12 protein-coding genes are annotated in these 12,579 nt (G+C 38.2%); all 12 read left to right on the top strand.

Annotation, left to right across the window (positions count from 1 at the left end; all coding sequences use genetic code 11):
- Nucleotides 1-7: 7 nt before the first annotated feature.
- Nucleotides 8-1,504, top strand: a complete 1,497-nt coding sequence (gene xylB / locus UR08_RS07765; RefSeq protein ID WP_115753095.1) for a xylulokinase — start codon at nucleotides 8-10, stop codon at nucleotides 1,502-1,504.
- A gap of 113 nt (nucleotides 1,505-1,617) precedes the next feature.
- Entirely contained in the window at nucleotides 1,618-2,067 is a 450-nt protein-coding gene (locus UR08_RS07760; RefSeq protein ID WP_115753094.1) for a VOC family protein, read from the top strand.
- Between the two features lie 154 nt (nucleotides 2,068-2,221).
- Nucleotides 2,222-2,980: a Crp/Fnr family transcriptional regulator gene (locus tag UR08_RS07755; protein ID WP_115753093.1), complete on the top strand. Its 759-nt coding sequence runs from the start codon at nucleotides 2,222-2,224 to the stop codon at nucleotides 2,978-2,980.
- 158 nt (nucleotides 2,981-3,138) lie between these two features.
- Nucleotides 3,139-6,150, top strand: coding sequence for an immunoglobulin-like domain-containing protein (locus tag UR08_RS07750; RefSeq protein WP_115753092.1), 3,012 nt, complete (start codon nucleotides 3,139-3,141; stop codon nucleotides 6,148-6,150).
- A gap of 66 nt (nucleotides 6,151-6,216) precedes the next feature.
- Entirely contained in the window at nucleotides 6,217-6,714 is a 498-nt protein-coding gene (locus tag UR08_RS07745; RefSeq protein WP_115753091.1) for a DUF4352 domain-containing protein, read from the top strand.
- A gap of 22 nt (nucleotides 6,715-6,736) precedes the next feature.
- Nucleotides 6,737-8,014: a nucleotide sugar dehydrogenase gene (locus UR08_RS07740; protein ID WP_115753090.1), complete on the top strand. Its 1,278-nt coding sequence runs from the start codon at nucleotides 6,737-6,739 to the stop codon at nucleotides 8,012-8,014.
- Nucleotides 8,015-8,029: 15 nt separating this feature from the next.
- Complete coding sequence (locus UR08_RS07735; RefSeq protein WP_115753089.1) at nucleotides 8,030-8,707, top strand: YveK family protein; 678 nt, start codon at nucleotides 8,030-8,032, stop codon at nucleotides 8,705-8,707.
- A gap of 14 nt (nucleotides 8,708-8,721) precedes the next feature.
- On the top strand, nucleotides 8,722-9,393 hold the full coding sequence (locus tag UR08_RS07730) for a CpsD/CapB family tyrosine-protein kinase (RefSeq protein ID WP_115753088.1): 672 nt from the start codon (nucleotides 8,722-8,724) through the stop codon (nucleotides 9,391-9,393).
- Nucleotides 9,394-9,422: 29 nt separating this feature from the next.
- Nucleotides 9,423-10,073 (top strand): sugar transferase, encoded by a 651-nt coding sequence (locus UR08_RS07725; RefSeq protein WP_115753087.1) that lies wholly within the window; start codon nucleotides 9,423-9,425, stop codon nucleotides 10,071-10,073.
- Nucleotides 10,074-10,119: 46 nt separating this feature from the next.
- Nucleotides 10,120-10,824 carry a WecB/TagA/CpsF family glycosyltransferase gene (locus UR08_RS07720; protein WP_240616055.1) on the top strand — a complete coding sequence of 235 codons (705 nt, stop codon included), beginning with the start codon at nucleotides 10,120-10,122 and terminating at the stop codon, nucleotides 10,822-10,824.
- 2 nt (nucleotides 10,825-10,826) lie between these two features.
- Nucleotides 10,827-11,336 carry an acyltransferase gene (locus tag UR08_RS07715; RefSeq protein WP_240616054.1) on the top strand — a complete coding sequence of 170 codons (510 nt, stop codon included), beginning with the start codon at nucleotides 10,827-10,829 and terminating at the stop codon, nucleotides 11,334-11,336.
- 1 nt (nucleotide 11,337) lies between these two features.
- Nucleotides 11,338-12,573 (top strand): O-antigen ligase family protein, encoded by a 1,236-nt coding sequence (locus tag UR08_RS07710; RefSeq protein ID WP_115753085.1) that lies wholly within the window; start codon nucleotides 11,338-11,340, stop codon nucleotides 12,571-12,573.
- Nucleotides 12,574-12,579 lie beyond the last annotated feature (6 nt).

Here is a 12,579-nt window from a genome sequence, read left to right as displayed (position 1 = left end):
TTGACGGATGGGATATGTGCTGGGGATTGATCTTGGGACGAGTTCGCTGAAAGGGATTGTCATGAATAAGCTTGGGGATGTTGTTGCGGAAGCGTCTAGCGCGTATGAGATAGATTCGCGGGCGCCGGGTTTTTCGGAGCAGCACCCGGAAGACTGGAAGAAAGCTTGTGAGGAAGTGCTCGCACAGCTTAGTGTAGAAGTGCCAAACTTTGGAACGGAACTTGAGGCGATCAGCTTTTCTGGTCAGATGCATTCACTTGTCGTGCTAGATGAGGCATTTAACCCCGTTTATCCGGCGATTTTATGGAATGACGTACGAACCACAAAGCAGTGCCAAGAGATTACGGAGCGCTTCGGTGAACAAATTCTCGAAATTACCAAAAACAGGGTTCTTGAAGGATTTACACTTCCTAAGATCTTATGGTTACAAGAAAATGAGGCGGAGACTTGGAACAAAGTTCGCCATATTATGCTACCGAAGGATTATTTGGCTTTTGTTTTGACGGGCGAACTGCACACGGAATATTCGGATGCGGCGGGGACGCTCCTGTTTGATGTCGAGAAAGCGGAATGGTCCGAGGCAATTTTGAACGAATTTGGAATTGATCAGAACTTTTTGCCACCAGTTGGTTCGTCGCTTGAGCAAGTCGGTATCGTGAAGAAAAGCTATAGAGCGCGCTTTGGCTTAAAGCAAGCCGTCAAGGTTTATGCTGGTGGGGCAGACAATGCTTGTGCGGCTTTCGGAGCGGGACTGGTGAATGATGAAGAAGCGCTCGTTTCACTTGGAACCAGTGGCGTTTTTAGCTCGTTTGAGCAAGGGCTATCAAATTATCAAGGGAAACTCCACTTTTTCAACCATGTGCTTCCAGGCGCCAATTATTCCATGGGCGTGACGCTTGCGGCCGGAAGTTCGCTAAACTGGTTTAAAAAGGCATTTGGAAAAGGGAAGTCATTCGAGGAATTGCTTCGTGATGTTCAATTCGTGGCACCGGGTAGTGAGGGCTTACTTTTCACGCCTTATATTGTAGGGGAGCGCACGCCTCATTTTGACTCGCGAATTCGAGGGAGTTTTATTGGAATCGATGCGAGGCATGAACTGAAGCATTTTGCCCGAGCTGTGCTTGAAGGGATTACTTTCAGTTTGAAAGATTCGCAAGTTTTGATGGAACAAGCTAAAAGTGAGCGGTTTCAACGGATTATTAGTGTTGGCGGCGGAGCAAAAAATTCAGACTGGATGCAGATTCAAGCGGATGTGTTTCATGCAGAAATGGTGCGACTTGAAGTGGAACAAGGCCCCGGGGTTGGCGCGTGTATGATTGCTGCACTTGGTTGTGGCTGGTTTGATTCGCCGGAAGCGTGTCGGGAAGTTTTCGTCCATTATAAGGAAGAAAGGTTTATACCAAATCCAGAAAATGTGGCTCGTTATGCCCAATTCTATTCGATTTATCGTGAGATTTATCCGGCAACAAAAGGAGTATCTCAGGAGCTTTTGAAGATGTTATAAATTTTTGAAGCAATCAGTGGTTGTATCACTGCTTGCTTTTTTGATGAGTGGGTATAGTAAAAGACATTTATACAATGCTAGGAATCCAATAATTGAGGAAATGAGGGATTTAGATGGCGAAATTATACTCATATTTAAGTTACACAAATGCGAAGGAAGCCTTAGCTTATTATGAAAAGGTTTTTGGTGCTACGAAGATTGTGCGTGTACCTGTTGGAGAAGAGCAGGCAGAAGCTTTCGGTATGGAGAAGGAACATCTCGAAGATACGACGATTCATGCAAGTTTTACTATCCTTGGAGCAGAGTTATTTTGCTCGGATAATTTTAAAGGGGATTTAATTAATGGCAACCAAATTTGGTTGATGCTAGATGTGAATAGTGAAGATGAGGAAGCTGCTCGAAAGGCCGACATGTTTTTTGAACGTGTTCAAGATTCTGGAACTGTAGATGTAACAATGCCTTATGTTGAACAATTCTGGGGTGGAAAAATGGGACAATTTGTCGATCAGTATGGTATTGGTTGGATGCTTCACTCGCAACCCTATTCGAAATTAGAGAACTGAACTTACAGAAATAAGTAGTAGAGAAGATAAAAAGTGATGATGGAAATCATCACTTTTTTATTTTTATCTTTAAAAATGCTTTCTTTTTGTTTTTTTGACAACAATTCTACACATTTTGTTCACAAATTATTCACAAAGATTGGTCGAATTTTGTATGCGTATAGAATTGAATGCAAAAAATGGTGCTATGATTAACAAAGAAGGGAGAGCTTTGGAGATGAATGAAATATATGATTTTTTGGGCGTGTATTTTGATTTTAGAAAAAAACATATGTCAGAAAAGCGTTTTAGGGCCAAAGAAATTTTTTATAATGATGTAGAAGATAATCGAAGCCAAAAAATTGTTTTGATTGAAAAAGGGATAGTTGTTGTTGAGGCTTTTACAGATGAAAGATGGGAAGTAAAAACGTTTCTTTCACACGATGATTTTGCAGGGATTGATGCTTTCTTAGGAGAAGATAAATTTGTAGAGTCGGAAAAATATCGAATTAAAGCACTTACGGATGGGGTTTGTCACTTCATAGACAAAGAGTACTTCATTAATCATATGTACGCGAATGCTCGAATTTTTCATACAGTTATTGAAAAACTGACGATGCATTATATGTTTAGCTCACATAATAATCGTAAAAAGCGAGCACCACTTGATGAAAGACTGGCAGATTTCTTTGTGGAGTTTATCAATATGACGTCAGTGCCGCGTGCTTATCGGTATGCAGAAGTACCAATTACTGTAAATAAATATTTGATCGCTAGTTTTTTACGAGTGCATCATTCAAGAGTACAAAAAGTAATCAATAATTGGATCACAGAAGGAATAATGAGTCGTGATAGCGAACATTATTTGATTGATTATGAGGAATTAATAGAAATATCTTCGCTTTTTTTGTACAAACCACAAAAAATAATGTAATCAGATTTTTATAAAGTGGTATATTAAATATTCAGTATTGTATAGAATCGATGTAAAACATAGCTTTGAAAAAAGTAGATGTTTTATATAAATATAAAATGGCAGAAGGAGGATAGCTTGCTAGATTTTTTATTTAAAAACGGAGAGGGGACATTGAATTGTCAAAAAAAGGAATTAAAAAAGGATTAGCTGTCGCGATGACAGTTGCAGTTGTAGGAGGACAAATTCTTTCTGCAGTACCGGCGAATGTGCTTGCAGAGGAGAGCAATCAAGGAAAAGAGGAGGCAAAATCGGTCCAGCCAAGAGCGGTTGGACTTAACTACAAGAATACATTTGATGTTTTACAATTTTCACCTGCTTCACCCAACTCATTGAAAATCAAAGCATCAAGTAATGCGCTTATCTCGCTTGGAATAGCCAATCAAGGAGTACAACGAATTCAAATTGATCCAGAATTTAAAGAATTCTTCCAAGACCCTAACTGGAAATCTTATCTTTCCGGAACGATGTATATTCGTGCAGGAGCGGCAGGACTTTACACAAACACACAACAAATTTCGACTGTAGCAGCTAACCAAGGTGCAAATCGTTCGAGAATTGAATTTGATGCAAACAACAATACGCTTAACCTATACGGCGAACAAGTTTTAGCTTCTACAACGATGAATATGACAAATGACATTTTCATTGATCTAGCGAAATGGAACAAAGACCGTAAAATGAGCGGTTATACAAGTGTTATCGAAAGAAAACCAAGCTACACATTTAAAGTAGATGCGGTTGATCCAGATTATATCTCACTTAATTTTGGAACTAACAACTTAGCAGATAAATCGATTACGGATAATTCGATGACTTGGTTCGAAAATTCATGGATGGAAAATAGTATTGAACCAACAACTTTACAAAGTACGGATAATAAGACCTTTAAAGGGAAGACTGTACAAGATCGAATCAATGAACATGCGAAAGACTACACAGTAGAACTTTATACAAATAATAGTTTAATTGCAAAAGGAATCGCAGTAGATACAGCTGGAAACTGGACGTATAAAGGAGCAACTAGCTATCCAGTAGGAACTATCATTACTGCAAAAGTTGTGGGAACTGAACGTGAACCAAATGCAAATGGCACCATGGATGTTAGTTATTCAAAAGTGACGAACTTAACGCTAGGTGCTCCAGATGCACCACCGGTTATCAACGCAACAGACAAAACAATCGAAGCTGGAACACCATTTTCACCGCTAAATGGAGTAACAGCAATCGATGCTGAAGATGGTAACATCACAGGAGACATTCAAGTTGTGTATAACAATGTAAATGTGAATATACCGGATACGTATACGGTTATTTATAAGGTAAAAGACTCAGCTGGAAATGAAGTAGTGAAAAAAATCACAGTGACTGTTGTTAAGGCGAACGAAGCGCCTGTTATCAGTGCAAGTGATCGGACAATTGAAGTTGGCTCTTATTTTGATCCAATGGTTGGCGTTAACGCAGTTGATCCAGAAGACGGTAACATTACTCATAAAGTAACTTACGATAGCCAAGTAAATGTGAATGCACCTGGCACTTATCGAGTGACTTATACAGTAAGAGACTCAGCTGGAAAAGTTGGTACGAAAACAATCACAGTAACAGTTGTGAAACCAAATGAAGTACCTGTTATCCACGCAAATGATCGTACAATCGAAGCTGGCTCGTATTTTGATCCAATGAATGGTGTAACAGCAATTGATCCAGAAGACGGTAACATTACTCATAAAGTAACTTACAATAGTGAGGTCAATACGAATGTACCCGGTACTTATCGAGTTACGTATACTGTAAGTGATTCTGCTGGAAAACAAGCAGTTAAAGTGATTTACGTCACTGTTAAAAAAACGACAGCTGGAACCGTAAGTCCATATGCTTATACAATTGGAACTGGTTATGTTTCTGGTGGTTATTCTGGAGATATTAAACAAGTTGCGTTAGAAGTTAATGGTGTTGTATATAGCAAAGTTAATGCATCTAGTGCTTCAGAGTTCAAATATTATGCAAAAGACAAAATTTCTTCTATGACTGATCGTGTTTATGTAATTGGTTATGACGGCACTGGAAGACAACTAGATCGCAAACAAGTTTCCATTAATCCTCCAGCTACAGTTGGAAGTGTTTCGCCGCAAACTTTTGCTGTAGGTGACGGTTTTGTTAAAGGAACTTACACTGGGAGCGTGAAAAAAGTTGCACTGGAAGTAAATGGAATGGTTTACGGTAAGGTTAATGTACTAGATGGTGCAAACTTCCAATATTATGCGAAAGATAAAATAACATCAACGAGCGATAATGTTTATGTCATTGGTTATGATGCGAATGGTAAACAATTAGATCGTAAACAAGTTGCACTTTCAGGCGTATCCACTGCGGGGGCAATTTCTCCTGAGATCTACAAAATGGGCGATGGTTTTGTTAAAGGAACTTACACTGGAAATGTTAAACAAGTGGCACTAGAAGTAAATGGAAAAGTTTATACGGCAGTTGGTGTGGTTGATCAAACTAACTTCCAATATTACGCAAAAGATAAGATTCAATCAGCAGCAGATAATGTTTATGTGATTGCTTATGATTCAAATGGTAAACAACTAGATCGTAAACAAGTTTTATTTAGCTCTGGATCAGGAGCAGTTAACCCAGGAGCTTATAATGTAGGCGATAGCTTTATAACGGGAACCTATGTTGGTGATGTTAAGCAAATTGGCTTAATTGTTAATGGAGTTACTTATAGTCCAGTTAATGTGCTTGATAACACACAATTCCGTTACTATGCAAAAGACAAAGTGAAATCAGCGGCGGATGTTATTTATGTTGTTGGTTATGATGCAAATGGTAAAGAATTAAACCGAAAACAAGTAAATATTGGCCCGTCAGCTACTGGCGTTATTTCTCCGAGTTCTTATAAAATCGGAGAGGGATTTGTATCGGGCATTTTTGCAGGAAGTATTTCGGATATAGCAATTGAAGTTAATGGACAAGCATATAGTCCTGTTACTGTACTTGATGGAGCTAATTTCCGTTACTATGCGAAAGATAAAATAAAATCTGTTAACGATATCGTTTTTGTAATTGGTTACGACAAGAATGGAAAACAGCTTGATAAAAAGCAAGTAACTATTGTAGCTAAGTAATTATAGGAATAGGCCTGTCAAGAGAAACTTCGGAGCAGGCCTATTATATAGAAATGGGGGAGAAAAATGAAGAAACTAATGGTTATGGGACTCACGATTTTTGGACTTTTGCTTGCTGCCGGTTGTTCAAACGCAGAGGAAACAGGAACTAAAGAAAAAGATGAAACCAAGGCAAAAACAACACATGTTGCTAAAAAAGATGGTCCTGTAAAAACAGTGAATAGTATTGAAATGAAGTTTGTTGATGCTTCGATTACAGAAAATGGCAAGGGAAATAAGAGGATCGCGAAGTTAAATATGAGTTTTAAAAATGATTCGGATAGTTCGTTCGGTATTGGCGGTGGCGACTTTGTACTAAAAAATGAAAAGAAAACTTATCAAGTTGATCCAGCTTCGAATAATATCGGAACAGAAATACAAAAGGGGAAAACGGCAAGTGGAGCTTTGTACTTTGAAATTCCTAAGGTAACACAAAAGGAATGGACGCTTGAATATAAACCTGTTGATCCAAATAAAAAACAAAAAGAAGTACTAGCTAGTTGGAAAATCAGTTTAGCGGAGTGATTTTAGAAAGCGGGGCTTGAAATTGAAAATTGAAGTGATGGGGCTTGGTTATATCGGCCTTCCAACTGCAATTATGTTTGCAAAGCATGGGCATGAAGTTACTGGAGTAGATGTGGTGCAAGAAGTTGTTACGACACTAAATAACGGGAAAATTCACATTGAAGAACCTGGATTAGAAGCTGAGCTGGGACGGGTACTTGAAACAGGGCGCTTTAAGGTGCAAATGCAAGTGGAGCAAGCAGATGTGTTTATTGTGGCTGTTCCGACGCCAAACTTGGATGATGCTTTTAAAAGTTGTGATTTAACTTATGTGGAGCAAGCGATGGGAATGATTATTCCACACCTTGAAAGAGGAAATACGATCATTATTGAATCAACAATTGCTCCTCGGACAACAGATACGATTCTTGCATCCAAGATTAAGCAGGCGGGTTTTGAGGTTGGAAAGGATATTTTTCTTGTGCATTGTCCGGAACGAGTGCTTCCAGGGAATATTTTGCATGAACTTAAATGGAATAATCGAATTATCGGTGGGGTTACTAAAGCTTGTACACTCAAAGGGGTAGAAATTTACGGGAGTTTTGTTGAAGGGAAATTATTAGAGACAAGTGCTGCTGTTGCGGAGCTATCAAAACTTATCGAAAACACATATCGTGATGTGAATATTGCGCTCGCTAATGAAATAGTGCGAATTGGGGATGTGCTTGGGATTGATTCACTTGAAGTTATTCGTTTGGCTAATTATCATCCACGTGTAAATATTCATCAACCGGGTCCGGGCGTTGGAGGGCACTGTCTTGCGGTAGATCCGTACTTTATTATTTCTGAAGCTAGCGAAGAAACAGCACTTATTCAGATGGCGCGTCAAATTAATGAAAGGACACCTGTTTTTCTTGCTCAAAAAGTTCGGGCATTAATGAAAAAATTGGGTGGTAAGAAAATAACGATTTGCGGGATCGCCTATAAGGGAAACGTAGACGATGTGCGCGAAAGTCCGGCACTTAAAGTGCTTGATGAACTCAAGAAGGATTTTGAGATTTGCGTTCACGACCCACATGTCAAACGGTTTGACTGGATTGAACGGGACTTAACTCGTGCTGCTCAAGATAGTGATTTGCTTTTGGTCTTAACAGATCATGACGATTATCAGGTTATTTTGGAAGACGTTTTTCAAGTGATGCAACAAAGGGTTGTTTTTGATACAAAGGGAGTTGTTTCTCAAACGAACGACAGGGTTGACTATTTAACACTTGGCGATTTATCCAAGATAAAGTCCCATGAAGAGAAGGCGAAAATTTAAACACGGGGGATAGTTATGGAAAAGAATGTAACATTTGTTCATTTGTTAAAGGCCTTAAGTCGCAATAAATGGCTGATATTTTTAAGTACTGGAATAACGATTTTGTTGATGATTGTTTACCTGACTTTTGTTGTAAAACCTGTGTATAGTACAACCACGCAAATGTTAATTAATCAGTCTAAGCAGACAGTAGCTGTTTCGGATCCACAAAATGTGCAAGCGAATTTGCAGCTAGTGAACACATATAGCACGATCATTAAGAGTCCAAGAATTCTGTCACAAGTTAAAGAGAACTTAGGAGATAAATACAGTTTAGAGGAATTAATTGATGCAGTTGAAGTGAAAAGTGATGCAGATTCTCAAGTGATTTCTATCGTTGTTGAAAATGGCAACTTAGAGGAAGCTGTTCGGATTGCAAATCAAGTTGCGCTTGTGAGTAAGAAACAAATACCGAAAATTATGAATATTGATAATATAACAGTTCTTTCTTCAGCTAGTTCGTCGGATCATTTAGAGCCCATCAAGCCAAAGAAAACATGGATGTTGATCTTTGCTTCTTTTCTCGGAATTTTTATTGGCTTATTTGTTACGTTTGTCCGTACAATACTTGATCGGACGATTAAAAATGTTGAGGATATTCACGAAACGATGGATGTTTATTTATTGGGTAGTATTTCTGAAATGAAAAAATAGAAAGGGAGAGCGTATTGGAAGGCAAGTTAGATAAAAGAAAACGAATAGTTCATACGGAACCCGCATCTCCAATTGCAGAACAATTTCGAACGATTCGTGCCAATATCGACTTCTTGACAGTGGGAATGCCTTGCAAAGTGATTTTAGTGACCTCACCTGAGGCTGGAACTGGGAAGTCTACGGTGTCATCAAATTTGGCAATTTCTTATGCACAACAAGGGAAGAAGACGTTATTGATAGATATTGATATGCGAAAACCTACCATTCATAAAACTTTTAATAAGCCACTTTTCCGTGGTGGATTATCGGGTGTTTTGCGAAAACAATTGGATATTCTAGATGCTTGCCAAGACACGGAAGTTGAAAATTTGACAGTGTTAACGAGTGGTACGCTTCCGCCTAATCCAAATGAATTGCTTGGCTCAAAACGGATGGCTGAGATTATTGCGGAACTTCGAGAAGAGTTCGAACAGATTATTGTTGATGCACCACCGGTGACGATTGTTTCAGATGCTCTTGTAGTGGCACCAGAAACAGATGGGATTATTTTAGTTTTTCGCACTGGGAAGACATTAAAAGACGGTGCAAAAGCAGCTTATGAACAGTTAGCCTTATCTCGCACGCAGGTTCTTGGAGTGGTTTTAAACGGGGTTGATGAGGCGCATCATTATTATTCAGCGTATTAAAGTAATATTTGAAAAAAGGGGGAAGCAATGTGGAAGAGCGGTATGAAAGTCAAGGCATATATCTAGTGAATGAAAGTTTTTACGTCAAAGTAAAGCGTTTTTTAGGGATTTTCTTGGCAACAGTTGGACTTCTGATATTGCTACCGTTATTTGGTATCGTCGCACTGTTAATCAAAGTTTCAGAACCAAAAGGGAGCATTTTTTTTAAGCAAATTCGTGTTGGAAAAGCGGGGAAAACTTTTGAAATCTATAAATTTAGAACGATGAAAATGGATGCAGAAAAAGAACTTCAAAAATATTTAGAGTTAAATGAAGTAAGTGGACCAATGTTTAAAATAAAAAAAGATCCTCGAATAACACGAATCGGAAAAATTTTACGGAAAACAAGTATTGATGAATTACCTCAGCTATTAAACGTTCTAAAAGGCGATATGGCATTGATCGGTCCGAGGCCACCGCTTCCAAGGGAAGTCGAAGTTTATACAGCTTATGACAAACAGCGACTACAAATTACACCTGGATGCACGGGGATGTGGCAGGTCAGTGGGAGAAACACTTTGAGTTTTCACGAAATGGTCGAATTAGATTTGTTTTATATTCGAAACGTTTCGCCGTCTTTGGATGCCAAAATCTTGTGTCGTACGGTACTTGTTTTATTTCATCCAAAAGGAGCGTATTAAATTGCAGACAAAAGGCAGGAAACGAGTGTTTTTACTAGGGAGTTTTTTGGATACTTTAACGCTCCAAGAAACACTAGAACGTATTTCAAAAGCAGTCGAAAATCGTGAAGTGATGCAACATGTTGTGATTAATGCTTCAAAAATCAATTTAATGGCGCAAGACGCTAAATTAGCTGGAATCATTAATGAAAGTCCACTTATAAATGCAGATGGAAAATCCATTGTTTGGGCTGCACGTTTTCTTGGATATAAGATCCCAGATCGCATCACGGGAATTGACTTGTTTGAGTATTTAGTAGCACTAGCTGCTCAAAAAGAGTGGCGAGTTTATTATTTTGGAGCAACAGAGGAAGTGGTTCGTGAAGTGGTTCGGAGGCATCAAATGATGTATCCAAAACTTAAGTTAGCAGGTTTTCGAAATGGGTATTTCACGGATGAAGAGTCGGTTCAAATTGCGAGAGAAATTCATGCAAGTCAAGCAGATTTACTTTTTGTGGGTTTTTCTAGCCCTAAAAAAGAGTATTGGATTAGCGATTATCAGACCATTATGCAGGTGCCCTTTGCAATGGGGGTTGGAGGAAGCTTTGATATTATTGCAGGAAAAACGAAACGAGCACCAATTTGGGTACAGCGTGCGGGATTTGAATGGTTATATCGTCTCTTGCAGGAACCAAGGCGCTTGATGAAACGCTATATCATTGGGAACACGCAATTTATTGGAAAAGTTTTGAAAGAAAGGATGCAGCGATAATAATGACAAAATGGCTATTCGCACTACTTAACCTTCTGCCAATGCCAAGTAAACATCCAATGGGTTTAATCCTTAGAAAATTGAAAAATCGTTTAGCAAAGCGTTTTTTTGGTGGCTGTGCAGAAACAAGTAATTTGCGACCTTTCCTGAAATTGAGACATCCGCAGCATATTTTTATTGGCAAGGAGTCTTCTATTGGCGATAAAACTAAGATTGTAGCTAGTGCAAGAGTTTCAATTGGTGATTATGTTTTGATGGCTCCAGAAGTTATTATTTTGACAGAAAATCATCGAATTGATGGAAAAAAACAAATCTTGTTTAGTGGCACAGAAAAAAAAGAAGTAAGAATTGGTAATGATGTGTGGATTGGGACGCGTGCGATAATCTTACCTGGAGCTTCTATTCCAGAAGGCTGTGTTGTAGCAGCAGGAGCTGTTGTTCCAGCAAAAGAGTATCCGGCGTACGCAGTGATTGGCGGTATTCCAGCACAAGTAATCAAAATGAGGCAATAAAATGAAATATCGGCGGATCTTTATAGGGTTATTTGTGATTTTTCCATGGATTGATTTTTTGAATGGGTTTTTCCTATCAATGAATCATAACGTACCAATTGGTGTTTTTTATCGCATTACCTGCCTTATTTTTCTTTTGGTGGCGATTTTTCGAAAAGGTATTGCGAGAAGTAATTTTTCAATCCTCACGATCAGTATTATAGGTCTTTTGATAATAGAACTATTTTTGCAAACGATTTTCTTGCAAATGTCTATAAATGAAGTGTTTGAAAATATGATTATGCTAATAAAATGCATGATTTGGTTGTTAATGCCGTATTTTGTCTATCAATATCGAACTTTCTTCACTGTCCAAGATTTTGAGAAAATCAGTTTTTATATCAGTCTTTTTTTTGCACTTTGTTTACTTGTTCCTTATTTTTGCGGATTCGGAAATACTACTTACTCAGATGGGGCAGGTTATAAAGGTTTTTTCTATGCCACAAATGATACAACATTTGCCTTTATTTTTGCTCTTACTTTTATAGGTTGGTATCTCCTCGCTTATTTTAAAGAATGGCACATTGTGAAGCGTCTTTTTTTATTAGTTCTCTATACTGCTTTATTCGCTTGCTTATTTTTACTTGGGACGAAATCTGGAATCATCTGGGGGATTCTTTTAACGACTTACAACCTTTTCTCATTTTTATTCAAGAAAACAACAGAAGTTGCTTCGTTTACGAAATTATTAACGGGATTTACATTTATCCCAGCGCTTTTTTATCTTTTTTACGAAGGAATTGACAAGATAATTCAAGGATTAAGCGATGTCATTACAAGACTTACTTACTTCTTTCGATTGTTTGATGGAAATCTGCTCACCTTTATCACCAGTTCACGAAGTACCTTTCTAGCAGCCAGTTGGGAGCAATTTACCCAAGAAAATTCGCCAATTTTTTATTTTATTGGTTATGGTTTTAGTTATCGAATGAAAAACTGGGGGATAGGGGATAATGTCGAAATGGATCTTTTTGATACGTTGTTTTCACTTGGTCTAATCGGCTTAGGCTTAGTTTTATTACTTTTTAGTTATTACATATGCTTAATGATTCAGAACCGAATTAAAAATATCTTTAGCTTTCTCTTTTTTATAGCGATTATTTATGCTTTTTTTGCAGGGCATATTTTCTACTCTGCCCTTTGCTCAACTATTTTAGGAATTATTTGTTCGGCATTATTACTAATGAAGAAAGAGTGAGGACGA

Source organism: Listeria kieliensis (assembly GCF_003369925.1).
Classification (GTDB): Bacteria; Bacillota; Bacilli; order Lactobacillales; family Listeriaceae; genus Listeria; species Listeria kieliensis_A.
This window is presented reverse-complemented; position numbering and strand designations above follow the sequence as displayed.